A 25,133-nucleotide genomic window follows, 5' to 3' on the forward strand; every position below is an offset into this window, starting at 1 on the left:
TCCCCTGCCCGCCCGGGAACGGCTACATGGGGCCTACCGTGAACCTGCTCCTGCTCCTGGACGAGGACTTCCAGCCGGACGGCACCGCCCGGCTCACCGGCCGCCGCGCCCTGCACGCCCGCGAGGTCCTCAAGGCCGAACCCGGCGAATCCCTGCGCGTGGGCCGCCTGGACGGCCTCACCGGCACCGGCGAGGTGCTGGAGAACGCCCCCGGCCTGCTCCACCTGCGCGTCACCCTCACGGACGCGCCTCCGCCCCGCGCAGGCGTGGACCTGCTCCTGGCCATCCCCCGCCCCAAGGCGCTCAAGAAGGTGCTGCCCGCCGTGGCGTCGCTGGGCGTGGACCGCGTGGTGCTGGTGAACGCGGCGCGCGTGGAGAAGAGCTACTTTGACTCCAAGGTGCTCAACGAGGCCTTCGTCCGCGAGCTGCTCCTCCAGGGCCTGGAGCAGGCCCGCGACACGCGCATGCCGGAGGTGCTGATCCGCGAGCGCTTCCGCCCCTTCGTCGAGGACGAGCTGGACGCCGTGTTCGGCGCGAACTCACTGCGCCTGCTCCCCCACCCTCCGGCCAGCCAGCCCCTCCAGGCCCAAGGCGTGGAGAGCGCACGGCGCGTGGTGCTCGCCATCGGCCCGGATGGGGGTTGGGTGCCCTTTGAAGCGCAGCTGCTGGAAGCCCACGGCTTCCAGCCCTTCTCCCTGGGCCCCCGCATCCTGCGCGTGGAGACGGCGGTGCCGGTGCTGCTGGGTCAGGTGACGCTGCTCAAGGCACCGGCGGCGTAGCCGCCGCGGGCGCCGCCACCGGCGCGGGAGGCTGGAGCTTCTGCCAGTCCTCCAGGGAGATGGGCTTGACGATCTTGAGCACGGACACGTCCACCTTCTCGGGGCGCGGCTCGGTGCGCGTGTCCTCGATGACGGTGAAGTTCAGGCGGTTGATTTCGTGCCCGTCCTCCGTCTCCAGCACGACGCGCCAGTCGCCCGGCTTGGGCGTGGTGCCCGGCTGGGCGTAGTAGCGGTAGCCGCCCTCCGAACCGTTGCTGCTCACCGTGGCCAGGTAGCCGTTGCCCAGCGCCGTCCAGCCCTTCTGCGGGTGGTCCTGGTACCAGCGCACGCGCACGCGGTACCGCTCGAAGCCCTTGGGCGCGAAGATGCGGAAGAAGTACACGGGCTGCTCGCCGGCCCGCACCGTGAAGTCCTGGTCGCCGTGGTGGAACGCCGTCCAGACCTTCCACCAGGGCTGCACCTCCGACGTCAGTTGATACACGCCCGGGGAGACGCGCTTCACCGCGTGGTAGATGCCGCTGTACTGCACCGCCAGGGGCACCGGCGGAATCACGCCCAGGAAGTAGCACGCGAGCAGCATCGCCTGCGCGCCGAAGCCGGGCACCGCCACCGTGCGCAGCAGCACCGCCTCATCCGGCCGCCACCGCTTGAGCACGCGCAACAGCCCGTAGACGCTCCCGCAGCCCAGCGCGACGGACAGCGTGAAGATCCACCACCCCACCCGCCCCAGCAGCACCGGCAAGAGCGACGCGAAGTACAGCGTCACGCACAGGCTGAAGAGGGCCACGCGGATGACGGGCCCCAATTGCCGGAAGCGTGGCAGCTCGTTCGCCACCAGCAGCCCGAACATGCCCCCGAGGAACAGCAGCGGCGTGAAGCCCGACGAGCTCTTGAAGAGGAACAGCGTGAACGCGCTCAGCAGGCTGCCCAGGAAGAAGTGCAGCGCGTCCTCGCGGAAGCGCCACACCTTCATCAGCAGCTTCGGCGGCTCCACGCCTTCGGGGTAGCGCTGCTCCAGCATGAGCAGGCCCGCGAGGATGGCCAGGTAGACGAAGTTCTGCGCCTCCGTGAGCGCATCGTCGATGGGGCTCAGCGTGAGGACGTCGTAGAGGAAGCCCGCGAAGAAGAAGAGGGCCATCTCCTGCTTCTCGTACTTCGCGCGGAACGCCTGCACGCGGTCCACCAGCGTGGGCGTCTTCTCCGTGCTGACGAGGTCGTCCGGATCCGCGAGGCCCACGCCGGGCGTGGCGACGGCGACGTTCGTCCCGGGCGGAAGGGGACCTGTCCCCACCGGCACCTCGGGCACTTCGCTGGACGCGTCCTGCGGCTTCGACTCGGGCGGTGTGACGGTGAGCACGGCGGCGTTCGACCTCTGTTGGCGACCGCCGCCCAGTCTACGCGGGGGACGGGGCCCGGGTCTTCCCCCCGGCCCCGCTCCCTCTTGAAGCGCCTACTTGCCGCCCGCGGCGACCAGGTCCTGCAGCTCGCCGCGCTCGGCCAGCTCCATCAGGATGTCGGACCCGCCCACGAACTTCCCGTGGATGTAGACCTGCGGAATGGTGGGCCAGTTGGAGTAGTCCTTGATGCCCTGGCGCACGTTGGGGTCCGCCAGCACGTCCACCGTGTGCACCGGGCCCAGCGGTTGGAGGATCTGGAGGGCGCGCGCGGAGAAGCCGCACTGGGGAAACAGGGCGTTGCCCTTCATGAAGAGGACGATGGGGTGCGACTTCACCGTGTCGTCGAACTGGGCCTTGAGGTTCGCGTCCATGAATCGTTGCTCCTTCAGCGGGGCCCGAGCTTCTTCCACTGCTCGGGCGAATAGGTCTTGAGCGCCAGCGCGTGCAGCTCGCCGGACTTCAGCCACTGCTGCAGCGGCGCGTACACCAGCTGGTGCTGCTCCACCATCGTCTTGCCGGTGAAGGCAGGAGAAACCACGCGCGCCTCGAAGTGGTCTCCCGTCCCCGTGGTGTCATTGAACTCCACCTCCGAGCCCGGCAGGGCCTCCAGGAGGTAACGGCGAAGCATCTCGGCGTCGAGCATCAGTTCATCCCCTTTCCCATCACCAGCATGGCCGGGTCCACACCCAGCCCACGCAGGGTGACATCCCACAACTTCGCCGGGTCCACGCCCAGCACCGCGTCCGCGGTGGCGTCGGCGTACAGCCACGAACCCTCAGCGATTTCACTCTCCAGCTGCTTGGGGCCCCAGCCCGCGTAGCCCAGACAGAAGCGCACGCGCGGATCCGTCCGCTGCAACAGGGGACCCAGCGCGTCCAGCGTGACGCTCAAATAGAGGCCGGGCAGGACGGCGTGCTTCTCCGCCACGGACGCGTCGTCATGCAGGACGAAGCCCCGCTGGGGCTCCACCGGGCCGCCCACGAACACCGGCTGCGACACGCGGTCCGTCGAGATGTCCATCGACTGACCGCGCGCCAGCTCACCGAGCGTCAGGGGCGCTCCCCGGTTCACGACGAGCCCCATGGAGCCCGTCTCCCCGTGTTCGATCATCAGGATGACCGACCGGTAGAAGTTCGGGTCTCCAAGCTGGGGCATGGCCAGCAGGAAGCCTGAGGCGAGGTTCTTCACGTCAGGGAGCATCGGCCGTCCGGCGGGGGTGTGCAACCGGAACCCGCTCCCCTGCCGCTCTCAGTGCCAGCTCTGGTGCTTGGACTTCAGCGCCTTGGCCAGCTTCTCCGGATCCAACGGCTTGCCGATGAAGAGGTCCGCGCCCAGGCCCTTGCACTTGCGAGCCGTGGCCGCGTCGCTCATGGCGCTGACGCCAATGAGCACGGCCTGCGGGAACTTCTCGCGCAGCTTGGACATGAGCGTGGTGCCGCTGCGGCCGGGGAGGAACACGTCCACGATGGCGGCGTCCATGCGCTTGTTGCGCACGGCGAACTCGGCCTCTTCCGCGCTGCCCACGGGCATGGCGTCGTAGCCCCAGCCGCTCACCATCTCCACCAGGAGCTCGCGGTGCGCGGCATCGTCTTCCACCACCAGCACCGAGCCCCGGACGGTCTCCTTACGCAGACCGTCGTCACGCGGACGCTCATCACGGGCAGGCGAGAGGGGGATTTCTTCCGTCGGGAGCGACATGGTGTTCACCTGAGGGCAAAGGGTTTCCGTTCGAGTGAAACCTTTGTCCCAATGTGCGGCATTCCTCACACTTGGCGACGGCGACCTCCCCCCAACGCTTGCGAAGCGAGCGAGGCGCCAAGCACCAGCAGGACGAGCAGTCCCCAGGCGGGAATCACCACCCGGCCGCCGCCCTCGTAGATGAGCGCGGCGTAGGACGTGCCCAGGTAGCGGCCCAGGGACATGGGCTCCATCCGGGCGATGCCGAAGAAGCTCACCGTGGACTCGGTGAGGATGGCGCTCGGCAGGCGGCTCAGGAATACGGCCAGCACGAAGGGGCGCAGGAGCGGCCACAGGTGCACGCGCAGCACATGCAGTCCCCCGCCGCCCAGGGCGCGCGCGGCGGCCACGTACTCCTGCCCCTCCAGCGTGGCCAGGCGGTCACGGAACATGCGCGCGGGGCCAGCCCAGCCCACCAGGGCCAGCGACGCCACCATCAAGCCAAAGGGGCCCAGGCCGCTCGTCATGCCCGCGTCCATCAGCGACTGGCCCGCGAGTTGGAGCACCATCACCACGAGCACGTCCGGCAGCGCGAACACGGCATCCACGGCGCGCAGGAGCACCTGCTCCGTCACTCCGCCGGACAGCCGCGCGAGCGCCGCGACGGCCAGCCCCAGCACGGTGGACAGCGCACCCGCCGCGAGCCCGATGGCCAGGGACACCCACAGGCCGCCGAAGGCCAGCTCGCAGACGCTGCGGTCAGGCCGGTTCAGGTCCCAGCCGAGCGGACAGGTGTGCGTGAGGACTTCCGGAAACAGGCGGCCCGCCACGAGGCTCAGGACGCCCAGGCCCACGAGCAGGACGAGCCCCACCCAGGCGCGCACGGGGACGCGGTTCAAGCGCGGGCCTCCCGGGCACGGGGATCCACGAGCATGCGCAAGAGCTCCACGGCGAGGCTCACGACGACGAGCACGGTGGCGAAGGTGGTGGTGGACACGACCACGACAGCGACCTGCTTGTTGAGGACGGCGAGCACGTAGAGCTGACCGAAGTACGGCAGGCCGAAGACGCGCTCCGCGGCGAACGAGCCCGCGAGCAGCGCGGTGGCCACGGGCGTCACGGCGTCCAGGAGCGCGGGCCACACGTTGGGGAGGACATGGCGGCGCAGCACGGTGCCGGGGTCCAGCCCCTTGCTGAGCGCGGTGCGCACGTAGTCGCGGGACAGCTCCGTCTCCAGCGCGTCCCCCACGAGCGTGCCCAGGAAGGTCCCCGGCCAGATGGCGATGACGACCGCCGCGCACAGCTCCGGCAGGAGGTGTCCGCGCTCCACCACTGCGGGGGCCAGGAGCAGCGCGGGGATGAACACGGGCGTCCCGAACGCGATGGCGGGGAGCACGTCCCCCATCACGGCCCAGCGGCCCCGCCGCCAATGGGTGCGAAGGAGCGCGAAGCCCACCGCCCAGGCAAGCGCGAGGGGCAGCGCGACGAGGCCCACCCCCACGCTGCCGGAGAGCTTCTGGAGGAGCTCATCCCCGGTGATGCCCTGCGCGCTGGTGCCCAGGCGCTCCCCGGCGAAGAGCTTCTGCCACGGCCGCAGGAACCCGAGCGGCTCACCGATGCCCAGGTCGCGCTGGTACGACGCCGCCAGCTCCGGGGACACCTGCCGCTTGGTGTCGCTCTCCGTGGTGAGCGGCAGCGCGGCCATGAGGAAGTACGAGGCCACCGCCACCACCGGCACGAGCACGAGCTGGCGCACGAGGCGCGTCGCGATGAGGCGCATGCGCTAGGGCCCCTGCCCTTCCGCGCGAGCCGAGGCCGTTTCATCCGGCCCCAGCCGCAATGCGCGCAGCGCGAGGAAGTTGAACGGATCCACGTCCAGGCCGTGCAGCCGCGCGCGCGCCCGGAAGTAGCGGTCCGGGTGGTACAGCGGCGCGATGACGGCCTGCTCCCCCACCAGCACCTCCTGGGCCTTCGCGTACAGCTCGCGCGCGTGCACGGGGTCGGGGTCGCCGTCCGCGTCCTCCAGCAGTTGCTCGAAGCGGCGCATCGGCTCGCCACCGCCCTGCGTCTCCCACCCCGTCTGGTGGTTGCCCTGCCGCTCGAACAGCGTGAAGAACGTGTTCGGGTGCGCGTAGTCCGCGCCCAGCCGCCGCAGCTGGAGGTCATACGCACGCGGCCCCTGCGGCGTCCTGCGCGCCACCTCCGCGGAGAAGTCCGACCGCGAATCCACCACCACCTGCACGCCCACCTTCGCCAGCTGCGCCGCGATGCGCTCCGCCAGCGCCTCCTCCGGCACGAATGAATCCCCCGCCTTCACCACCAGCCGCAGCGGCCGGTCCAGGCCCTTCGCGCCCGCCAGCTCCGCCTTCGCCCGCTCCGGCTCGTAGCGAGGCAGCCGCGCGGCCTGCTCGGCAGTCGCCGCATCCGGCAGCTCCGGCGGCAGCAGCACGTTCGTCGCACGCGCGGCCGGCAACAGCCCCGCGAGCAGCGCCTCCCGGTCCAGCGCCCGCGCCAGCGCCCGGCGCACCTCCGGCCGGTCCAGTGGCGGCCGCTCCGTGTTGAAGGCCAGGAAGTACGTGGACAACAGCGGCTCCCGCTTCAGGTCCGCCGCCCGCATCCCGCGCAGCGCCGCCGCGCTGTCCACGAACACGAAGTCCACGCGGCCCCGCTCGTATAGCGCCGGTCCAATCTCCGACTTGAGCAGCGTCAGCACCGGCGCAGGCGTCTCCCCCGGCCCCATGGGCGGCGGGAACGCGCTGCGCGGGTTGTAGACCAGCCGCACGCGCTCCCCCGCGCGGTCCCACCGCTCCACGCGATACGGCCCCACCGCCAGCGGGCGCCCGTCGCGAGGCCGGTCGAAGTAGTCGCGCACCGCCTCGTCCGGCTTCCCCTCCAGGTCCGCCGAGGGCGCGGGAAAGAACAGGTACACGTTCGCGAGCCGTGCCAGGAAGTAGCTGCGAGGCCGCGCCAGCGTCACCCGCAACGTCCGGGCATCCACCGCCTCCACGCCCACGCGTGACAACGCGGCCTTCACCTCCGCCTCCGGCGCCCCACGCTCCAGCAACGCGAGCACCTCCTCCGCGCCCTGGAGGTCCGCCATCTCCCCGCGCTCGCGGCCCAACAACGCCCGGTGCCACCCGAAGACGAAGTCGCGCGCCGTGACGGGCGAGCCGTCCGACCACGTCACGCCGGACTTGAGGTGGAACGTGTAGACCTCGTGCCCGGCCGCGTCCGCCTCGCGCTCCCACCGCTCCGCCAGGGCCGGCTGGACCGAGTGGTCCGCCCCCAACGTGGTGAGCCCCTTCTGCGTGGCCAGCATCACCGGGTAGTTCACCCAGCTCTGCGGATCCGAATGGCTCCAGTCGAGCGTGGTGGGCATCGCCGGCACCACCACCTTCACGCCCGGCTCGGGCTGGAAGCCGCACGGCCCGCAGGCCGCGGCCATCACCAGCACCAGGGAGTAGGACAGGATTCGCGCGCGGGGAGCCACCGCCCGCGTTGTACCCCGACCCGCTCCGGAAAAGAGAGAAGCCAGGAGACCGGCGACGCGTGGTCGGCCGGCATCCTGGCTTCGTCAACACCCCACCCAGGCCCCCTCAAGGGGCCCGGGGCTCAAGGCCTCAGGAGGCCGGCGAGGAGGGCGTGGACACCGCGTCCGGCACGGTCAGCCCGATCTTCAGGTTGTCCCCGGCGCCCTTGCGGCCGAACTCCTCCGGCTTGTCCAGGAGCAGCGCCTCACGCAGCACGTCGTCCACGAACTCCACCGGGACGATGCGCAGTTGCTTGCGGATCTTCAGCGGGATGTCCTTCAGGTCCTTCTTGTTCGCCTTCGGGATGAGGACCGTCTTGATGCCCGCGCGGTGCGCCGCCAGCGTCTTCTCCTTCAGACCGCCGATGGGCAGCACGCGGCCGCGCAGCGTGATTTCACCCGTCATCGCCACGTCCCTGCGGACCGGCACGCGCGTGAGCGCGCTCACCAGCGCCGTGGCCATGGTGACGCCCGCGGACGGACCGTCCTTGGGAATCGCGCCCTCCGGCAGGTGGACGTGGATGTCGTAGTTCTCGAACACCTTGCGGTCGATGCCGAAGCGCTCCGCGCGGCTGCGCACGTAGGACATGGCCGCCTGGGCGGACTCCTGCATCACCTCACCCAGCTTGCCGGTGATGATGAGCTTGCCCTTGCCCGGCATGGACGTGGCTTCCGTGGTGAGGATCTCACCGCCCAGCTCCGTCCACGCGAGCCCCGTGACGATGCCCACCTGGTCCTCGCGCTCCGCCACGCCGTAGCGGAAGCGGGGCGTGCCCAGGAACTTGATGGCCTGCTTGCGGTCCACCTCGATGAGGTCCCGCTTGCCGTTCTTCAGCACGTCGCGGGCAATCTTGCGGAACACGCCACCAATCTCACGCTCCAGCGAACGCACACCCGACTCGCGCGTGTACCGGTGCACGATGGTCTTCAGCGCGTCGTTGGTGATGTCGATCTTCATGTCCGCGAGACCGTTGGCCTCCTGCTCCTTCGGAATCAGGTAGCGCCGCGCGATGGAGAGCTTCTCCGGCTCGGTGTACCCCGCGATGCGGATGACCTCCATGCGGTCCTGGAGCGGACCGGGGATGTTGTGCATCGTGTTCGCGGTGCAGATGAACATCACCTTGGACAGGTCGTAGTCGAGGTCCAGGTAGTGGTCGTTGAAGTTGTGGTTCTGCTCCGGGTCCAGCACCTCCAGCAGCGCCGCGCTCGGGTCGCCACGGAAGTCCGTGGACATCTTGTCGATCTCGTCCAGGAGGAACACGGGGTTGTTGCTGCCCGCCTTCTTCAGGGACTGGATGAGCTTGCCCGGCATCGCGCCGATGTACGTGCGGCGGTGGCCGCGGATTTCCGCCTCGTCACGCACGCCGCCCAGGGACAGGCGCACGAACTTGCGGCCCGTGGCCCGCGCGATGCTGCGCGCCAGCGACGTCTTGCCCACGCCCGGAGGACCCACGAAGCACAGCACGGGGCCCTTGAGCTTCTTCACCAGCTGCTGCACGGCGAGGTACTCGAGGATGCGCTCCTTCGGCTTCTTCAAGCCGTAGTGGTCCTCGTTGAGCACCCGCTCCGCTTCGGTGACGTCCAGCCGGTCCTGGGTCTCGTCGTACCAGGGCAGGCTGATGATCCAGTCGATGTAGTTGCGGACGACCGTGGCCTCGGCGCTCATCGGGCTCATCATCCGGAGCTTCTTCAGCTCCTTCTTGACCTTGAGCGTGGCCTCCTTGCTCATCCGCTTGTTCTTCAGCTTCTCTTCAATCTCCTGGATCTCGTTCTTGAACTCGTCGCGCTCACCCAGTTCCTTCTGAATGGCCTGCATCTGCTCATTCAGGTAGTACTCCTTCTGGGTCTTCTCCATCTGCTTCTTGACGCGCGTGCGGATCTTCTTCTCCACCTGGAGGATTTCGATCTCGCCCTGCATCAGCTCGTAGAGCTTCTCCAGGCGCTTGGCCGGGGACTCCGTCTCGAGCAGCGCCTGCTTGTCGTTCAGCTTCAGCGACAGGTGCGCGACGATGGTGTCCGCCAGGCGCGCCGGGTCGTCGATGCTGGCGACCTGCATCAGCATCTCCGGCGGGATGCGCTTGTTGAGCTTCACGAAGGCTTCGAAGACGGAGTGGACGGAGCGCACCAGCGCCTCCAGCTCCACGCTCTTCTCCAGCGTCTCCTCGACCTCGTCCACCTCGACCATGAAGAAGGAGTCGTTGGGGTGGAACTTCTTCACCTTGGCGCGGCGCACGCCCTCCACCAGGACCTTCATCGTGCCGTCGGGCAGCGGGAGGAGCTGGATGAGGTGGCCGATGGTGCCGAAGTGGAAGATGTCGTCGGGCGAGGGGTCGTTCGTCTTGGCCTTCTTCTGGGCGGCCAGCAGGATGACCGCCTTGTCATCCGGCCCCTTGTGGGCCATCGCGTCCTTCAGGGCCGCGATGGACTTCTCCCGGCCGACGAACAGCGGAACGACCATGTGCGGGAACACGATGATGTCCCGAAGGGGCAAGAGCGGGATGGTGAGGCCCCGCTTCTGGGCTTCCTTCTTGTCGTCACGTCCGAAGAACATGTATCCGCCACCCGCTGGCCTGCCAGACAGGCAGGCCCTTCAAGAGTTGCCCACATGGCGCCCAAGCGCGCATGCAGGGTGAAACGCTGCTCTATAACACGCCGGTCGCAAGCCCCGTTCCCGTCACAAGATTGGGGGTCCGCACCCTGCCTTCAAGGGAACACCGGGAGGCAGAAGTGTGTCCGCCCCCCATTCTAGCGGCTCTCGGCTGCCACCCCGGCATCCGACCGTGCGACGCCCAGGACCTGGAAGAGGAAGGCATACATGTCCACGCTGGACTCAATGGCCTTGGCCACCTGGTCCGCCCCGCCATGGCCCGCGTTGGCTTCAATGCGTAGCAGCGTGGGCGCGGAATTGCCCTTCGTGTTCTGCACCGCCGCCACGAACTTGCGCGCGTGCATGGGGTCCACGCGGTCGTCGTGGTCCGAGGCCATCATCAGGAGCGCCGGGTACTGCACGTCCTGCCGCACGTGGTGGTAGGGCGAATAGGCGTACAGGGTCTTGAACTGCCCGGCGTCCTCCGCCGACCCGTACTCCGGCACCCACGTCCGCCCGCTGCCGAACAGGTGGAAGCGCACCATGTCCAACAGCGGCACGCCGCACACCACCGCGCCGTACAGCTCAGGACGCTGCGTCATGGCCGCGCCCACCAGCAGGCCGCCGTTGCTGCCGCCGTAGATGGCCAGCTTCTTCGCCTGCGTGTACTTCTCCTTCGCCAGGTACTCGGCCGCGCCGGCGAAGTCGTCGAACACGTTCTGCTTGTTCGCGCCCTTGCCCGCCTCGTGCCACGCGGTGCCGTACTCGCCGCCGCCGCGCAGGTTGGCCACCGCGTAGATGCCGCCCGCGTCCAGCCACGGGAGGATGCTGGCGCGGAACGTGGGCTGCATGCTGACGAGGAAGCCGCCGTAGCCGTACAGCAGCGTGGGCGCGGTGCCGTCCTTCTTCAGGCCCTTCTTGTAGACGAGGAACATGGGCACCTTCGTGCCGTCCTTCGACGGGTAGAAGACCTGCTCCGTGGTGTACGCGTCCGGGTCCATGGGCACCTCCACCTTCGCCCACAGGTCCACCTTCCCGCTCTTCACGGACGTCCGGTACACCTGCCGGGGCGTGGTGAAGGAGCTGTAGGAGAAGTAGGCGTCGTCCTGGTCCTCCAGGCCCGTGAGGTTGCTGGCGGCGCCCACGCCCGGCAGCTGCACGGTGCGCACGGGCTTGCCCTCCAGCGTGGTGATGCGCAGCTCCGTCGTCACGTCCTTGAGGTACGCCAGCGCCAGGTGGCCGCCCACCAGCGACACGCTCTCCAGCGTGGCCTTGGGGTCCTCCGGCACCAGCTCCTTCCAGTTCGCGCGCTCGGGCTTCTTCGGGTCCACGGCGAAGATGCGCTGGCGCGGGGCGCCCTCGTCGGTGACGACGTAGAAGCGGTCCTTCCAGGCGAGGACGCTGTACTTGGCGCCCTGGCCCTTCACGAGCAGCCGCCAGTCCTTCTCCGCCGGGTTCTTCCAGTAGACGTCGTTCTCGCTCCACCCGCGCAGGATGGAGGCGAAGAGGTACCTGCCGTCGCGCGACAGGTCCCCCTGGAGGAAGGTGGTCGGGTCGCCCGTGCGCTCGTGCACGACGGCGTCCTTCTTCGGGTCCTCGCCCAGCTTGTGGAACTTGAGCGTGGTGTAGCCCGGGCGCGCGTCCACCGGGATGGAGGGGTCCGTGGGCAGCCACTCGTAGTAGAAGCCCTTGCCGTCCGGCGTCCAGTTGGTGTTGGCGTACTTCGCGCCCTCAATCACGTCCACCTTGGACCACGCACCGGTGTCCACGTCGATGACGTGCAGGGTGGCCTCGTCCGCGGCGTTGGGGCGCACCGGGAAGGCCACGCGCTTGCCGTCCCACGACGGCACCCAGCGGCCCAGGGACACCGGGCCGTCCTTGCTCATGACGTTGGGGTCCAGCAGCACCTTCTCCTGTCCGGACTCGCCGTCCTTCCAGTAGACGATGGCCTTCTCCTTGTCCTTGTGGGTCCGCATGAAGAAGAAGCGGTTGCCCCGGCGGAAGGGCGCCGTCACCGAGTCCACGTAGAACAGCTCCGTGAAGCGCTTCGTCAGCGCGTCGCGGCCCGGCATCCCCTCCAGCGCGGCGCGGGCGAAGCCGTCCTGGGCCTTCATCCAGGCCTGGACCTCCGGGGCCTTCTCGTCCTCCAGCCAGCGGTATGGATCCGCCACCTGCTGGCCGTGCAGCGTGTCCACCACCGCTTCAGAACGGGTCGCCGGGTAGGCCATGCGGGAAGGGCCCTCCCGGGCCGGAGCGCTGTCACCCTTCGTGGCGGAGGACGCGGAGGCAGGAGCCTCTTCGCGCGTGGCTTCCTTCGAGGAAGTGCAGGCCACGAGCGACAGCAGGGCAGGCATGAGGAGCTTTCTCATGGGGGACAGCAGATACAAGAAGCCCCCGCCCCCGGCCCGGAAAAAGTGCGGGCCGTTCCCCCGCCTGGAGGCCCGCAAGAACAGAGGGCGCGCCCCGGTCCAAGACCGTGACGCACCCCGTCATCCCCTTCAGGCCCTTGCGAGCCCCTAGCGGATGAGTCCGCCCTAGGCCGATTCCTTCTTCGGCTCGGGTGTCTCCTTGTTGTCCTGCGAGTGCAGGACGACGGGCTCGCTCTTCTTGAGGATGACCTCCTCGGAGATGAGCACCTCGCGGGCCGTCTTGCGGGACGGGATTTCGTACATCACGTCCAGCATGGCCGTCTCCAGGATGGAGCGCAGGCCGCGAGCGCCCGCCTTGCGGCGGATGGCCTCCGACGCGATGGCCTTGAGCGCCCCGTCGGTGAACTTCAGCGACACGCCGTCCAGCTCGAAGAGCTTGCGGTACTGCTTGGTGAGCGCGTTCTTGGGCTCGCCCAGGATGTTCACGAGCGCGCCTTCGTCCAGCTCCTCCAGCGCGGTGATGATGGGCAGACGGCCGATGAACTCCGGAATCATGCCGAACTTGAGCAGGTCCTCCGGCTCCACGTGCTTGAGCAACTCACTGAGGTTGCGCTGCTTGCGCGACTGGATCTCCGCGCCGAAGCCCAGGCTGCGGCCACCCAGGCGCCGCTCAATCACCTGCTCCAGGCCGCCGAACGCGCCGCCGCAGATGAAGAGGATGTTGGTGGTGTCCACCTGCAGGAACTCCTGCTGCGGGTGCTTGCGGCCACCCTTGGGCGGGACGTTGGCCACCGTGCCTTCGATGATTTTCAGCAGCGCCTGCTGCACGCCCTCGCCGCTGACGTCGCGGGTGATGGAGGGGTTCTCCGACTTGCGGGCGATCTTGTCGATTTCGTCGATGTAGACGATGCCCCGCTGCGCACGCTCGATGTCGTGGTCCGCGGCCTGGAGCAGGTTGACGATGATGTTCTCCACGTCCTCACCGACGTAGCCGGCCTCCGTGAGGCACGTGGCGTCCGCGATGGTGAAGGGGACGTTGAGGATGCGCGCCAGGGTCTGCGCGAGCAGCGTCTTGCCGGAGCCCGTGGGGCCGAGCAGCAGGATGTTGCTCTTCTGCAGCTCCACGTCGTCCATGGCGACCTTGGACTCGATGCGCTTGTAGTGGTTGTGCACCGCCACCGACAGCGTCTTCTTCGCCCGCTCCTGGCCCACCACGTACTCGTCCAGCACGGCCTTGATTTCAGAGGGCCGGGGGATGCGCAGCTTGGTGTCCTTGGTCTCCTCGCGGTCGATCTCCTCCGCGATGATGTCGTTGCACAGCCCGATGCACTCGTCGCAGATGTAGACCGTCGGGCCCGCGATGAGCTTCTTCACCTCCTTCTGCGACTTGCCGCAGAAGGAGCAGCAGAGGGTCTGGTTGTCTCGCTTCTCCACGTTCTTACCCGCCATGAAATCCCTCGCTGCGCCTGAAAGGCCCCAACCCGCTTCGCACCGGTCCCCTGCCCCTGCCCAATCTAGTCAGCCCCCAACCGGAACGTCCACGCACCTTCAGGGTACTTAACAAGGGGAAAATGCCGGTGACGGGAGAAACGAGAAGGCCGGAGGCGCGGGAGAAGATTCCCAGCACCCCCGGCCGCCAGCCGGGTGCCTGATGCCCCGGCCCGTTCGGATGTCGGTGTGTCTACTTCTTTTCTTCCGGCTTCACGCCCACGACCTTCCGCGGGTCCTGGATGGCGTCGAGGATGCCGTACGCCTTCGCCTCCGTGGCGCCCATGAAGTAGTCGCGGTCCGTGTCCTTCTCCACGCGCTCGATCGTCTGCCCGGTGTGCTTGACGATGAGCTCGTTGAGCTTGGCCTTCATCCGGAGGATTTCGCGGGCCTGGATTTCGATGTCCGTCGCCTGGCCACGCGCGCCGCCGAGCGGCTGGTGGATCATGATGCGGCTGGAGGGCAGCGAGTAGCGCTTGCCCTTCGCGCCGGCGAGCAGCAACACGGCGCCCATGGAGGCCGCCTGCCCCACGCAGATGGTGGAGACAGGCGCCTTGACGTACTGCATCGTGTCGTAGATGGCCAAACCGGCCGTCACCGACCCGCCGGGCGAGTTGATGTAGAGGTTGATGTCCTTGTCCGGGTCTTCCGACTCCAGGAACAGGAGCTGCGCGACGATGGCGTTGGCCACGTCATCGTCGATCTCCGTTCCCAGCATGACGATGCGGTCCTTCAGGAGCCGGCTGTAGATGTCGTACGAGCGCTCACCCCGGTGGGTCTGCTCGATGACGTAGGGGACGGGCATGAAGGGCATGTCGGATGGACCTCTAAAAGGGACTCAGGAACCCTGAAGGAAAAGCCTCAAGAATACTTCGCCCGGCCCTTGAGGAATTCAATCGTCTTTTCCTCGCGAAGTCGCAGAGACAACCCAAGGCGCTCGTCCGGGCCCTTGAAGTACTTCTTCACCTGGGCGACCGGCTGGTTGGCCTCGATGGCCAGGTCCTCGATGCGCTTCTCCACGTCCTCGTCGGACGCCTGGATGTTCTGCTGCTGGGCGATGGCCTCGAACAGCAGCGTGCCCTTCACCTCCAGGGTGGCCTTCTCCCGCATCTCGTCGCGCAGGCGGTTGAAGTCCAGGCCCAGCTGGCGCGGGTCGATGCCCTGGCGCTGCATCTGGCGGAAGGCGCCCTCCATCATGGAGTCGATGGCGCGCTCCACCATGGCGCGGGGCACGTCGAACGGGTTCTTCTCCAGCAGCGCCTTGATGAGCCCGTCGCGCTCGTCCACGGTGGCCTGGTTCTTCCGGGCCTTCTCCAGGTCCGAGCGGATCTTCGCGCGCAGCTCGTCCACCGTCTGCGCGACGCCCGTCTGCTTGGCGAAGTCGTCGTTGAGCTCCGGCACCACCGGCTTCTTCAGCTCCTTGACGGAGATGTGGAAGACGGCCGTCTTCCCGCGGACCTCTTCGGCCTGGTAGTCCTGGGGGAAGGTGTACTCGACGTCCTTGGACTCGCCGACCTTCACGCCCGCCAGCTGCGGGATGTTGCCCTGGATGAGGTCGCCGTCCTGCACGCGCACGCCAATGCCGTCCGCCTTGCTGCCGGGGAACGCGTTGCCGTCCACCTTCGCTTCAAAGTCGATGGTGACCTGGTCGCCCTCGGCCGCGGTGTCGCGGTCGGTGACGGGCTCGATGCGGCCCAGGTTCTGGCGCATCTGCTCCACCTGCTGGTTCACCGCGTCGTCCGCGACGGCGGTGTCCACCTTCGTGAGGGACAGGCCCTCGAAGTCCTTGGCCTCCACCTTCGGCTTCACCTCCACGCGCGCCTCGAAGCTGAAGGGGGCGCCGGGCTTGAGGCCGGAGTTGGTCACCTGGGGAGAGGCGACGGCCTCCACCTTGTGCTCGCGCACGGCGTCCAGGTAGGCCTTCTGCACGACGCGCTGGATGACGTCGTCCTCCACCTGCTCGCGGTACTTCTGCTCGAGGATGCGGCGGGGAACCTTGCCCTGGCGGAAGCCGGGCATCTTCACCTGGCCGCTGAGCGCTGCGTACGCGCGGTTGAGCTCCTCAACGACGCGGGCGTTGTCGACCTCGATGGAGAGCTTCTTCTCGATGGGAGAGAGCTCTTCGACCTGGACCTTCATGCGGGCCTCGCTCGCCGCCTCCACGGGCCTGAACGTCCCGGGGCGGCAACCGGAAAGTGGGACGTGCGGCTTTAGGGGATAGGCACGAACGGGTCAACGCGAAATGGGCGAGGAGGGACTCGAACCCTCACACCTTGCGGTACCAGATCCTAAGTCTGGCGCGTCTACCAGTTTCGCCACCCGCCCGACGCGTCGCGCGACCGCCGTCCTACCCCGAAACGTCCGGGGACGACAGGGGCTTTCCCCGCCCGGGCCCGAGGGCCACCGGATGCCGGAAAAGACACAGGGCCCCTTCCGTTTCCAGAAGGGGCCCTGCGAGTGAGAGCGGAGGGAATCGAACCCACAACCTATGGATTAAGAGTCCATTGCTCTGCCAATTGAGCTACGCTCCCGGCTTTGCGTTCGGCCGCGTTGGCTGCGCGACGTCCGAGGTGGCGCGGTGAATACCGGGCGCCGCCCGCCCTGTCAAAACGTTTTTGCACCCCCCTTCCATTCTCCGCGTTGGAACCGGATGGCCGGCGTGCGGCCGACCATCCGGGGTCCCAGGAAACGATGCGAAGGGCCGGGCCGGCTCGCATGTTGATCCACGCCCCTTTTCGCGCTGCAGGCCTGTAGCAGGGCCCGGCGCGGGTCGAGGGAAAGCAACCAGGTGGGCGGGCGAGGGTCGTCCGTCCTTATCGGAGAGCGTGGATGCGGGACATGAGCGTGATTGAAGCGAGCGGGAAGTCTGAGGGAACGATGTCGCCGCAGGGCGCCGCCTGGAACCGGGAGCGGGTGGACCTGGTGAAGCGGACCATCTGCCCCCGGGGCATCAGCGAGGACGAGTTCGCCCTCTTCATCGAGCAGTGCAAGCGCAGCGGGTTGGATCCGCTCCTCAAGGAAGCGTTCTGCGTGGCGCGCCGTCAGAACATCGGCAACCGCGAGCGCCCCAACTGGGTGACGAAGTACGAGTTCCAGCCCTCCGAGGCCGGCATGCTCGCCCGTGCGGAGCGCTTTCCTGACTTCAAGGGCATCCAGGCGAGCGCCGTGTTCGCCGAGGACGAAATCGTCGTGGACCAGGGCAAGGGCGAGGTGGTGCACCGCTTCAACCCGGCCAAGCGCAAGGGTGCCCTGGTGGGTGCCTGGTCGCGCGTGGTGCGCGAGGGGAAGCTGCCCGTCGTCGTCTGGCTGGACTTCTCCGGCTACGTCCAGCAGACGCCCCTGTGGGCCAAGATTCCCACGACGATGATCGAGAAGTGCGCCCGCGTGGCGGCGCTGCGCAAGGCGTACCCGGAGGCCTTCGGCGGACTGTACGTGCGCGAGGAGATGCCGGCCGAGGAGTACGACGCGCACGGCGCGGGTCCTGGCTTGCACGAGGAGCCGGCCCCCGCGTCCGGTTCCTACGAGGTGCTGGGCTCGCGGCCCGGCCCGGTGAAGGCGTCCTTCCCCACCCTGGCTCCGGCCCCGGTCCCCGCCGAGGCCCCCAAGGCGGCGGAGGCGGCGCGCGCGCCGGAGAAGGAGGAGCCCCGGCTGGACGTGGACGTGCCTCTGGCGCCGGCCAAGACGGCGGCGGCGGTGCCCGTGGCCCAGACGCCCGAGCGTCCGAAGGCGTCCGCGGTGGTGGTGGCGTTCGGCCCGCACAAGGGCAAGACGACGTCCGAGCTGTCCGACGACGAGCTGAGCGAGACCATCGACCTGGCGCACGAGAAGCTGATGGAGCAGCCCCGGGCCAAGTGGGCGAAGGCCATGCGCGAGAACCTCACCGCGCTGGAGGCGGAGACGGAGCTGCGCTGCCGCGTACCGACCGCCAAGGACGGCGCCGCGAACCCGGAGGCCTGAGGCCGTCGTTCGCTGAGCCGCGCATGAAGTGACGAACGCCCGCGTTCCCAAAAAGGGGGCGCGGGCGTTTTTGCTATGCCGCGCGGAGCAATCCTGGCGCGTGTGCCCCACGCCCTTGCATTCCACGCTGAGCGTCTCCACCTGCACTCTCGGTCAAGGACATTGACCAGATGGAGCAGGGCACATGGTTGGGCGCAGGGCATGGCGGTTCATCGTGGCGGGGTTGTTCGCAGGTGGGGTGAGCGCGGGCTGCGGAAACTCCGCGCCAGGGCGTTCCATGGCGGAGCCGCCGGAGAGGCCCCAAGAGGTGGATACCGGGGTTCCGGATCCAGGCAGCGTCACCGGAGAGGAGGCTCCGAAGCCCGCTCCCGCTCCGGTGGATACGGGCAATCCTTCGGAGCAGCAGGACGCGGGCACGCCTCCGGAGCAGCCCGACCCCACGGCGTGCGAAGGAGTGCCGGGCGTTTCGCAGCAGCAGCTCGCGGCGTTCGAGGCCTGGAGCCATCAAGGCGACAAGGAAATCTCGTGCTTCGCCTCCGCGCCGGATGGCGTGGGCGGCGCGCTGGTCCTGCGAGGCAACGGCGTGACCTTCGAGATCGCGACGCGCTCCGGGAGTTCGCTCACCTGGTACAACGTGAACACCTTCGTCGCGACCGCGCAGCCCGGCGGGATGCTGGGCATCACCGACCCCATCCGAGACGACAGTCCCCAGTGGCTGCTGTTTGTCGACGGGCCCACCGGCTATGCCCGCCAGCAGCCGAACGAAGCGGCGGAGATCGTGATGACGTCGGTGGATCCGACGGGCGGGCTCCGGGCGGTCCTCGCGGATGGGACCCTCAAGGCCTACGACGTGCGCGGCGAGACCCTCTGGAGCCTCCCCGTGTCCCTGAGCGCGCCCTTGAGCGCCGTGGGCGTGGATGCCCGTGGCAACACCCTGGTGCTGGCCGCGGGCGACACCCGGTTCGGACCCTCGACGGTGGAGGGGCTCTGGGTGGACGGTGACGGTCAGCCCGGTCAGCCGTTCCTCGCGCTGGCCCAGGCCCCGGCAGGCAGCTACGAACTCATGCCCCAGGCGAAGGAGGGCCTGTTCCTGGCCGTCAACCACGGCGCGAGGACGTGGGCCGCGGCCTTCGAATCCCTCAAGCCCGAGGGGAGCCCCGCGCCTGAATGGCTCGCCCGGGGAGCGGAACGGCCCCTCCTGCGGCTTCCGGGAGGCAAGGGCTACTTCCGGCCTTCCGTCACGCAGGTGGGCTATTCAATCTGCGAGCGGCAGGCGGAGCTTCTCTCGCCGATGGGCAATTCATGCGGCACGCTTCCGTTCCCCACCACCTCCGACGATGCCTCCTATTTCTGCGAGCACCTGATGCTGGGCGCCGATGGGACGGTGGTCGAGCCGCTGGGCTCGAAGTACATGGGGAGCCCCGGCAACCCAGGGCCGGATGACCCGCAGCCGGAGTACGGACTGCACTGCAAGGTCCGGTACTGGCCGAGGCTGCTCCAGTAGAAAGCGTTCCAGCGGGAGCCCCCGTCGCGAAAGCGCCGGGGCGTTCCCCGCGTGCGCTTTGACGGTTGGAAGCGTTGCGCCCAGAGGGACTTGAACCCCCAACCCTCGGCTTCGAAGGCCGATGCTCTATCCAGTTGAGCTATAGGCGCGGGCGAAGCGAGAGAAGAAGGGCGAATGACCGGGATCGAACCGGCAACCTCCGGAGTCACAGTCCGGCGCTCTAACCAGTTGAGCTACATTCGCCGTCACTTCACACGTCACGGCTTTGAAAGCGGCGGTCTCCTACCGTGGAAACCGGGGCCGTTCAAGGCCCAAAACCATCTGCCAGCAGATTTGCGCCCCAGGCAGGACTCGAACCTGCGACCCCCGACTTAGAAGGTCGGTGCTCTATCCAGCTGAGCTACTGGAGCTGGCCCGTCCTGACTGCTGATACCTACGGCACTTCAAGTCGGGGCGAGAGGATTCGAACCTCCGACCCCCTGCGCCCAAGGCAGGTGCGCTACCAGGCTGCGCTACGCCCCGAGAAGTGCTGCATTCTTCGCCTAACGCGGACGGACGCGCAAGCTTGCTCTTCCTGACGCCCGCCCGGCCGGTCAGAGCGCCAACAGATGGCGCCGCATCAACTGGAAGGCCCGGGCCCGGTGCGACACCCGCGCCTTCTCCTCCGGTGCCAGCTCCGCCATGGAGCGCCCGCCCTCCCCTTCCACCTGGAACACGGGGTCGTAGCCGAAGCCGTTCGTCCCCTTGGGCGCGCGCAGGATGACGCCCTCGCAGCGGCCCACCTCCACCCGGGGCTCGTCCCCCTTCCCCGTCACCAGGGCCAGGGCGCAGCGGAAGGACGCGGTGCGCTTGTCGTCCGACACGTCCGCCAGCTCCGCGAGCAGCTTCTCGTACCGGGCCCGGTCGTCTCCGGGGGCGTACCGGGCGGAGTGCACGCCGGGCCGTCCGTCCAGCGCGTCTACGCACAGCCCGGAGTCGTCCGCCAGCGCGGGCAGCCCGGTGGCCAGGGAGTACTCGCGGGCCTTCTTCACCGCGTTCTCCTGAAAGGTGGCGCCGTCCTCCACGGGCTCCGGCACGGGGGGCAGGTCCTTGAGGGACACCACCTCCACGGCGTCGCCCACGAGCATGCGCAGTTCGCGCACCTTGCCGGCGTTGCCGGTGGCGAAGAGCAGCTTCGGCTTCATCCCAGCACCTTCGCCTGCGCGGCGGCGAGCTGCTGGATGGCCGCGAGCCCGCCGTCCAGCATCGCGTCCATCGACTTGCGGTCGAAGAGCTTGTGCTCGGCGGTGCCCTGCACCTCCACGATGCGGCCGTCGCCCGTGGCCACGAGGTTCAGGTCCACATCGGCGGTGGAGTCCTCGTCGTAGTCCAGGTCCACGCGCACCTCGCCGTTGACCACGCCCACGGACACCGCGGCCAGCGGGGTGAGCCCCTTCAGGATGCCCGGCTTGTTGAGCGAGCGCATGGCCAGCACCAGCGCCACGTACGCGCCGGTGATGGACGCGGTGCGCGTGCCGCCGTCCGCCTGGATGACGTCGCAGTCCAGCGTGAAGGTGCGCACGCCCAGCGCCTGCAGGTCCACCGACGCACGCAGCGCGCGGCCGATGAGCCGCTGGATTTCCATGGTGCGGCCGGACTGCTTGCCCTTGGCGGCTTCACGCGCGCCACGGGTGTGCGTGGCGCGCGGGAGCATGCCGTACTCGGCCGTCACCCAGCCCGAGCCCTTGCCCATCAGGTGCGGCGGGACGCGGTCCTCCACCGAGCAGGTGACGAGCACCTTGGTGTGGCCGAACTCCACCTGCACGGAGCCCTCCGCGTAGCGGTTGACGTTGGGCGTGAGGGTGACAGGCCGGAGGTCCAGCGCACCACGGTTGAAGGAACGCACGGGGGAAGGCTCCTGACGGGAAGGGACGGGCGAAGCCCCCACGCTTTATCAGGGCGCCGTGGATCCAGCCACCGGTTGCGAGGGCGACCCGTCCCGCCGGCGCGTCTCCCGGAGGAAGGCCTGGACCCCGTCCGCGATGGCCTCCGCCAGGGTCTCCTGGTACGCGGCCTTCCCCAGCCGCGCGCCCTCCTGCGGGTGGGAGATGAAGCCCACCTCGATCAGCACCGCCGGCGCCTCCACGCCCGTGAGGACGAAGAAGGGCGCCTGCTGCACGCCCCGGTCCGCGGCACCGCTCTTGGACACCAGGCGCGGGTGGATGGCGTAGGCCAGCCGGGACGCATCCGAGTGCGCCTCCGTGCGCGCCAGGTCATCCAGGATGAAGGCCAGCGTGGAGTGGCCGCGCGCGGAGCGGGCCGTGGGGGCCTCCGCGTTCTCGCGGTCCGCCACCGCCCGCGCCGCCTCACCGGAGGCGTTGGCGGACAGGAAGTACGTCTCGATGCCCTCGGTGCGCTCGCGCAGGCGCTTCGTGGGCATGGAGTTGGCGTGGATGGAGAGGAAGAGGTCCGGCCGCTGGATGTTGGAGAACTCCACCCGCTCCGACAGCGCCATCTGCGTGTCGCGCTCGCGCGTGAGGAACACCTCGCTGCCCGCGGCCTCCAGCTTCTCCCGCAGGCGCTGGGCAATCTGGAGGGCGATCTCCTTCTCCCAAAGCTCGCCGGGCCCCCTCGCGCCCTCCTTCGCCCCGCCATGTCCCGGGTCGATGACGATGCGCGCACCGCGCTCCCCCGCCCCGGCGAGGGCTGGCAGGAGGCACGCGAGCAGGAGGAGACGAAAGGGGAAGCGGCGCGGCGACATTCGCGCCTGGATGTTAGCGGAGCCCTGGCCCGGAGGCGAAATCCGCTCCCGGGCGCCGGGGGCTTCAGCCGATGACGTCGATGCCGGGACGGCCCGCCTGGACCTCGCCGATGAGGGCCGCGTCCACGCCCGCCTTCTCCAGCGCCTGGAGGGCCTTGAGCGCGTGGCGCGCGGGAACGCTGGCCAACAGGCCGCCGTTGGTCTGCGCGTCCGCGAGCAGCCACTGGATGTGCTCCGGCAGCCCCTCCGGGAACGTCACCCGCGGCTTCACGTGGGCGAGGTTCGTCTTCGTGCCTCCCGGAATCACGCCGGCCTCCGCCAGCGCGGGCACCTCCGCGATGAGCGGGATGCGCTCCAGGTCCACCGCCGCGCGCGTCTTCGCGCCGTTCATCATCTCCAGCAGGTGGCCCAGGAGGCCGAAGCCCGTCACGTCCGTGAGCGCGTTCACCTTGAAGGCGCCCGACGCGAACACCTCACCGGCTGCCTTGTTGAGCGTGGCCATCTGCGCCGTCACGCGCTTCGTCAGCTGCTTGGACGCAAGGCCGCGCTTGATGGCGGTGGTGGCGATGCCCGTGCCAATGGGCTTGGTGAGCAGGAGCACGTCCCCCGGCTTCGCGCCCGCGTTGGTGAGCACCTTCTTCGGGTGCACCACGCCCGTCACGGCCATGCCGAACTTGGGCTCCGGGTCGCGGATGCTGTGGCCGCCGAGGATGGGGATGCCCGCCTCGTCCGCCTTGGACTGGCCGCCCGCGAGAATCTTCTGCAGCGTCTTGAGGGGCAGCTCGTCCGGGAAGCACACCAGGTTGAGCGCGAACAGCGGCTTCGCGCCCATGGCCCAGATGTCCGACAGCGCGTTGGCCGCGGCGATGGCGCCGAACTGGAACGGGTCGTCCACGAGCGGCGGGAAGAAGTCCACCGTCTCCACCACGGCCATGCCCGGCGCCACCTGGTACACGGCGGCGTCGTCGTTCGTGTTGAAGCCCACCAGGGCCCGGGGGTGGGACGCCGCCCCCTTGAGCCCGCCCAGGACCGTGGCCAGGTCCCCCGCCTTGAGCTTCGCCGCGCAGCCCGCGCAGTGGCTCATCTCCGTGAGGCGCTTCTTCGGCGCCACCGGCTTCTTGCCCGCCATGGTGTTCCCGCCCTACTCCGCGCGCACGTAGTCGCGCTTCATGAGCTGCACCACCGTCTCGGCGGTGAGCACGTCGTCGCCGTCCGAGTGGTCCAGCACGCCGCCCAGGGAGCCGTGGTTGTGCACGAGTTGCAGCACGTCCAGCATCTCCGGCGTCAGTTCCTTCAAGGGCGCGGACAACGGCTGCGCGATGCGCAGCGCCGTGGCCATGGGCGGCAGGTTCGGCTGCAGGCGCTTGAACTCGTCCAGCTGCCGCAGGGCGTCCATCAGGAGCGCTTCGGTGGAGGAGTCCAGCTCCACCATGAACTCCTGGGTGTCCGCGGGGCGCAGCTCGAAGTCACCCTCTTCCCAGGTGACGATGCGGTTGAAGCTCTTCTGCGGGCCCAGGTTGTGGTTTTCGTCGATGACCGCGTAGTACACGCGGCCCTGGCGCAGGTAGATGCGGCCCTCGTGGGCGTTGTTCACCACGAGCACGCCGTTCTTCTTGGACGTGTGGAAGAGCTGGAGCAGGTCCGGGAGGGGAATCTCTTCAATCTTCCCCGTCATGGAGCTGGCCTTGGTGGTGCGCGCGGCCTGGGCCGCGGCGGCCTCCTCCAGCTTCTGCTTCACGACGCTCTCGTCCACGGCGCTCTCCGCGCCCTGGTGCACGAGCTTGAGGATGGAGGTCCCGATGAGGATGCGGTCCCCCTCCTTCAGCTTGGCCTGCTTGACCTTCTCGCCGTTGACGAAGGTGCCGTTGGTGGACCCCAGGTCCTCGATGGTGATGGCTCCGTCGGAGAACAGAATCTTCGCGTGCTTGCGCGAGACCATGTCCTCCACCAGCACCATGTCCAACTCGCTCGACCGTCCGACGACGATCTGCTTGTTGGCCTTCAGCGGGAACTCACCGCCCTGGTACTTCCCGGAGATGAACTTGAGGGCAAAGGACTTCGCCGTACCGCCAGGAGTGCTCACGGTGCCGCGACCTCGATGATGGAAGTTGCCATGGTGCTCAACCCGTCACTTCCGCCTTCCCCGGGTCCTTCACCAGGTTGAGGTACATCTGCGCGCTCTTGTTGCCGGGGCTGCGCACGAGCACGTCTTCCCAGACCTTCACCGCCTCGTCACGGCGTCCCGCCGAGTACAGGGCGATTCCGTAGTTGATCCGTCCAGGAATGTACGACGGATTCTGCGCGATGACCTGTTCGTATTCCGCCAGGGCCGCCGCGTTGTCCCCGGCGTCCCTGAGGGCGTTGCCCAGCTTCAGGCGGATGTCCACGAACTCCGGGAAGTGCGCCAGCGCGCGGCGGTACTCTTCAATGGCCTTGGCCCACACGCCGCTGGAGGCGAACACGTCGCCGATGTCGGCGTACATGTTGGCCACCTTCTTCATGACGTAGGGGTCGAGTTCGCCGGGGGCGCCCTTCTGGCGGGACAAGGCGGCCTGGTAGACCTCCTTCGCCTCCGCGTACTTCCCCATGTCGTTGTAGATGACCGCCAGGTTGAGCGCGGCCTCGGTGTACGCGGGGTTGAGCCGCAGCGCGGACTCGAAGGCCCGCTGCGCCCGGGCGAACTGGCCCTGGTCGTGGTAGATGATGCCGAGCATGTTGTAGACGTCGGCGAAGGTCGGATTCTGCTCGACCACCTTCGTCAAGAACTGCTCGGCCTGGGCGTACTGCTTCTTCTCGAAGGAGCCGCGCCCGAGGGTCAGTAGTTGCTTGAGGGCTTCGTCCATGACTCGGCCCGCGCGGGCCCCTGCCTCCTCGGGTAGCCTACATGAGCCCGGGCGAAAACAAGAATTGATCGCCCTCGCGCACGAGCGAAAGCGGCCGTTCCCCCCGGGTGTCCACCGGCCGGGCCGGAAGGTCCCCCTCCAGCCGGTAGTGCTCCGTCACCGTCGCCTCGTCCCGCTCCAGCCGCGCGTACCACGCCTGGACCGTCAGCCGGCGCTTGCGCAATGGGGCCGCCTCCGCCCACGCGCGCCCCGCCCCGCCGTCC

General features: G+C 68.6%; 22 protein-coding genes, 6 tRNA genes and 1 pseudogene. 3 read left to right on the plus strand and 26 right to left on the minus strand.

The annotated features are described in order from the left end of the window. Positions 1–38: 38 nt before the first annotated feature. A complete protein-coding gene (locus D7W81_RS23755) occupies positions 39–779 on the plus strand; it encodes a 16S rRNA (uracil(1498)-N(3))-methyltransferase (RefSeq protein ID WP_120557695.1) in 741 nt (246 codons plus the stop codon). Here the strand turns inward: D7W81_RS23755 and D7W81_RS23760 are convergent. From D7W81_RS23760 to D7W81_RS23830, 15 genes are all read right to left on the minus strand, one after another. After that, complete coding sequence (locus tag D7W81_RS23760; protein WP_120557681.1) at positions 760–2,136, minus strand: DUF2914 domain-containing protein; 1,377 nt, start codon at positions 2,134–2,136, stop codon at positions 760–762. The two genes, D7W81_RS23755 and D7W81_RS23760, sit on opposite strands and share 20 nt — an antisense overlap. 93 nt (positions 2,137–2,229) lie before the next feature. Further along, positions 2,230–2,547: a Grx4 family monothiol glutaredoxin gene (grxD, locus tag D7W81_RS23765; protein WP_120557682.1), complete on the minus strand. Its 318-nt coding sequence runs from the start codon at positions 2,545–2,547 to the stop codon at positions 2,230–2,232. A gap of 14 nt (positions 2,548–2,561) precedes the next feature. Further along, the gene (locus D7W81_RS23770) at positions 2,562–2,819 is read right to left on the minus strand and encodes a BolA family protein (protein WP_120557683.1); all 258 of its coding nucleotides are present in this window, start codon (positions 2,817–2,819) and stop codon (positions 2,562–2,564) included. Continuing rightward, positions 2,819–3,364, minus strand: coding sequence for a YqgE/AlgH family protein (locus tag D7W81_RS23775; RefSeq protein WP_120557696.1), 546 nt, complete (start codon positions 3,362–3,364; stop codon positions 2,819–2,821). The genes D7W81_RS23770 and D7W81_RS23775 overlap by 1 nt, the downstream gene beginning before the upstream one ends. A gap of 60 nt (positions 3,365–3,424) precedes the next feature. Further along, positions 3,425–3,874 (minus strand): response regulator, encoded by a 450-nt coding sequence (locus D7W81_RS23780; RefSeq protein ID WP_120527433.1) that lies wholly within the window; start codon positions 3,872–3,874, stop codon positions 3,425–3,427. A 65-nt stretch (positions 3,875–3,939) separates the two neighbouring features. Next, complete coding sequence (locus tag D7W81_RS23785; RefSeq protein ID WP_120557684.1) at positions 3,940–4,752, minus strand: ABC transporter permease subunit; 813 nt, start codon at positions 4,750–4,752, stop codon at positions 3,940–3,942. Next, positions 4,749–5,633, minus strand: a complete 885-nt coding sequence (locus tag D7W81_RS23790) for an ABC transporter permease subunit (protein WP_120557685.1) — start codon at positions 5,631–5,633, stop codon at positions 4,749–4,751. Before D7W81_RS23790 ends, D7W81_RS23785 begins: the two co-directional genes overlap by 4 nt. 3 nt (positions 5,634–5,636) lie before the next feature. Next, positions 5,637–7,298, minus strand: a complete 1,662-nt coding sequence (locus tag D7W81_RS23795; RefSeq protein WP_120557697.1) for a peptide ABC transporter substrate-binding protein — start codon at positions 7,296–7,298, stop codon at positions 5,637–5,639. A 175-nt stretch (positions 7,299–7,473) separates the two neighbouring features. Next, positions 7,474–9,933, minus strand: coding sequence for an endopeptidase La (gene lon / locus D7W81_RS23800; protein ID WP_120557686.1), 2,460 nt, complete (start codon positions 9,931–9,933; stop codon positions 7,474–7,476). Positions 9,934–10,127: 194 nt separating this feature from the next. After that, positions 10,128–12,323, minus strand: a complete 2,196-nt coding sequence (locus tag D7W81_RS23805; protein WP_244227383.1) for a prolyl oligopeptidase family serine peptidase — start codon at positions 12,321–12,323, stop codon at positions 10,128–10,130. A 180-nt stretch (positions 12,324–12,503) separates the two neighbouring features. Next, the gene (clpX, locus tag D7W81_RS23810; protein ID WP_014394869.1) at positions 12,504–13,787 is read right to left on the minus strand and encodes an ATP-dependent Clp protease ATP-binding subunit ClpX; all 1,284 of its coding nucleotides are present in this window, start codon (positions 13,785–13,787) and stop codon (positions 12,504–12,506) included. 232 nt (positions 13,788–14,019) lie between these two features. Continuing rightward, positions 14,020–14,640 (minus strand): ATP-dependent Clp endopeptidase proteolytic subunit ClpP, encoded by a 621-nt coding sequence (clpP, locus tag D7W81_RS23815; RefSeq protein ID WP_120557687.1) that lies wholly within the window; start codon positions 14,638–14,640, stop codon positions 14,020–14,022. 47 nt (positions 14,641–14,687) lie between these two features. Then, on the minus strand, positions 14,688–15,965 hold the full coding sequence (tig, locus tag D7W81_RS23820) for a trigger factor (protein ID WP_120557688.1): 1,278 nt from the start codon (positions 15,963–15,965) through the stop codon (positions 14,688–14,690). A 104-nt stretch (positions 15,966–16,069) separates the two neighbouring features. After that, positions 16,070–16,151, minus strand: a tRNA-Leu gene (locus tag D7W81_RS23825). 133 nt (positions 16,152–16,284) lie between these two features. Then, positions 16,285–16,357: transfer RNA gene (locus D7W81_RS23830), tRNA-Lys, on the minus strand. Between the two features lie 307 nt (positions 16,358–16,664). Between D7W81_RS23830 and bet the strand changes: the two genes are divergently transcribed. Further along, entirely contained in the window at positions 16,665–17,783 is a 1,119-nt protein-coding gene (bet, locus tag D7W81_RS23835) for a phage recombination protein Bet (protein WP_438503370.1), read from the plus strand. 307 nt (positions 17,784–18,090) lie between these two features. Next, on the plus strand, positions 18,091–19,287 hold the full coding sequence (locus tag D7W81_RS23840) for a hypothetical protein (RefSeq protein WP_147445593.1): 1,197 nt from the start codon (positions 18,091–18,093) through the stop codon (positions 19,285–19,287). A 75-nt stretch (positions 19,288–19,362) separates the two neighbouring features. Here D7W81_RS23840 and D7W81_RS23845 read toward each other — a convergent pair. The 11 genes and pseudogenes from D7W81_RS23845 to D7W81_RS23895 form a co-directional block, all read right to left on the minus strand. Continuing rightward, positions 19,363–19,436, minus strand: a tRNA-Arg gene (locus D7W81_RS23845). A gap of 20 nt (positions 19,437–19,456) precedes the next feature. Next, a tRNA-His gene (locus D7W81_RS23850) sits at positions 19,457–19,530 on the minus strand. 93 nt (positions 19,531–19,623) lie between these two features. Next, positions 19,624–19,697: transfer RNA gene (locus D7W81_RS23855), tRNA-Arg, on the minus strand. Between the two features lie 38 nt (positions 19,698–19,735). Further along, positions 19,736–19,809, minus strand: a tRNA-Pro gene (locus tag D7W81_RS23860). 71 nt (positions 19,810–19,880) lie between these two features. Next, positions 19,881–20,471, minus strand: a complete 591-nt coding sequence (rdgB, locus tag D7W81_RS23865) for an RdgB/HAM1 family non-canonical purine NTP pyrophosphatase (protein WP_120557690.1) — start codon at positions 20,469–20,471, stop codon at positions 19,881–19,883. Further along, positions 20,468–21,172, minus strand: a complete 705-nt coding sequence (rph, locus tag D7W81_RS23870; protein ID WP_120557691.1) for a ribonuclease PH — start codon at positions 21,170–21,172, stop codon at positions 20,468–20,470. Before rph ends, rdgB begins: the two co-directional genes overlap by 4 nt. Positions 21,173–21,220: 48 nt before the next feature. Continuing rightward, positions 21,221–22,027 (minus strand): N-acetylmuramoyl-L-alanine amidase family protein, encoded by an 807-nt coding sequence (locus D7W81_RS23875; RefSeq protein WP_120557692.1) that lies wholly within the window; start codon positions 22,025–22,027, stop codon positions 21,221–21,223. A 64-nt stretch (positions 22,028–22,091) separates the two neighbouring features. After that, positions 22,092–23,156 (minus strand): selenide, water dikinase SelD, encoded by a 1,065-nt coding sequence (gene selD / locus D7W81_RS23880; protein WP_120557693.1) that lies wholly within the window; start codon positions 23,154–23,156, stop codon positions 22,092–22,094. Positions 23,157–23,168: 12 nt separating this feature from the next. Beyond that, positions 23,169–24,110: a DUF4388 domain-containing protein gene (locus D7W81_RS23885; protein ID WP_120557694.1), complete on the minus strand. Its 942-nt coding sequence runs from the start codon at positions 24,108–24,110 to the stop codon at positions 23,169–23,171. A 37-nt stretch (positions 24,111–24,147) separates the two neighbouring features. Beyond that, entirely contained in the window at positions 24,148–24,870 is a 723-nt protein-coding gene (locus tag D7W81_RS23890; RefSeq protein ID WP_014394857.1) for a tetratricopeptide repeat protein, read from the minus strand. Between the two features lie 37 nt (positions 24,871–24,907). After that, a pseudogene (locus D7W81_RS23895) lies at positions 24,908–25,133 on the minus strand (hypothetical protein); the annotation flags it as partial.

The sequence above is a fragment of the Corallococcus aberystwythensis genome (assembly GCF_003612165.1).
Lineage (GTDB): Bacteria > Myxococcota > Myxococcia > Myxococcales > Myxococcaceae > Corallococcus > Corallococcus aberystwythensis.

Bases quoted from the DNA above. Each gene is read 5' to 3' on its own strand.
- grxD (WP_120557682.1), bottom strand. From the start codon at position 2,547: ATGGACGCGAACCTCAAGGCCCAGTTCGACGACACGGTGAAGTCGCAC.
- D7W81_RS23770 (WP_120557683.1), bottom strand. From the start codon at position 2,819: ATGCTCGACGCCGAGATGCTTCGCCGTTACCTCCTGGAGGCCCTGCCG.
- D7W81_RS23780 (WP_120527433.1), bottom strand. From the start codon at position 3,874: ATGTCGCTCCCGACGGAAGAAATCCCCCTCTCGCCTGCCCGTGATGAG.
- D7W81_RS23790 (WP_120557685.1), bottom strand. From the start codon at position 5,633: ATGCGCCTCATCGCGACGCGCCTCGTGCGCCAGCTCGTGCTCGTGCCG.
- D7W81_RS23795 (WP_120557697.1), bottom strand. From the start codon at position 7,298: ATGGCCGCGGCCTGCGGGCCGTGCGGCTTCCAGCCCGAGCCGGGCGTG.
- lon (WP_120557686.1), bottom strand. From the start codon at position 9,933: ATGTTCTTCGGACGTGACGACAAGAAGGAAGCCCAGAAGCGGGGCCTC.
- D7W81_RS23805 (WP_244227383.1), bottom strand. From the start codon at position 12,323: ATGCCTGCCCTGCTGTCGCTCGTGGCCTGCACTTCCTCGAAGGAAGCC.
- clpX (WP_014394869.1), bottom strand. From the start codon at position 13,787: ATGGCGGGTAAGAACGTGGAGAAGCGAGACAACCAGACCCTCTGCTGC.
- clpP (WP_120557687.1), bottom strand. From the start codon at position 14,640: ATGCCCTTCATGCCCGTCCCCTACGTCATCGAGCAGACCCACCGGGGT.
- tig (WP_120557688.1), bottom strand. From the start codon at position 15,965: ATGAAGGTCCAGGTCGAAGAGCTCTCTCCCATCGAGAAGAAGCTCTCC.
- bet (WP_438503370.1), top strand. From the start codon at position 16,665: ATGAGCGTGATTGAAGCGAGCGGGAAGTCTGAGGGAACGATGTCGCCG.
- rdgB (WP_120557690.1), bottom strand. From the start codon at position 20,471: ATGAAGCCGAAGCTGCTCTTCGCCACCGGCAACGCCGGCAAGGTGCGC.
- D7W81_RS23875 (WP_120557692.1), bottom strand. From the start codon at position 22,027: ATGTCGCCGCGCCGCTTCCCCTTTCGTCTCCTCCTGCTCGCGTGCCTC.
- selD (WP_120557693.1), bottom strand. From the start codon at position 23,156: ATGGCGGGCAAGAAGCCGGTGGCGCCGAAGAAGCGCCTCACGGAGATG.
- D7W81_RS23890 (WP_014394857.1), bottom strand. From the start codon at position 24,870: ATGGACGAAGCCCTCAAGCAACTACTGACCCTCGGGCGCGGCTCCTTC.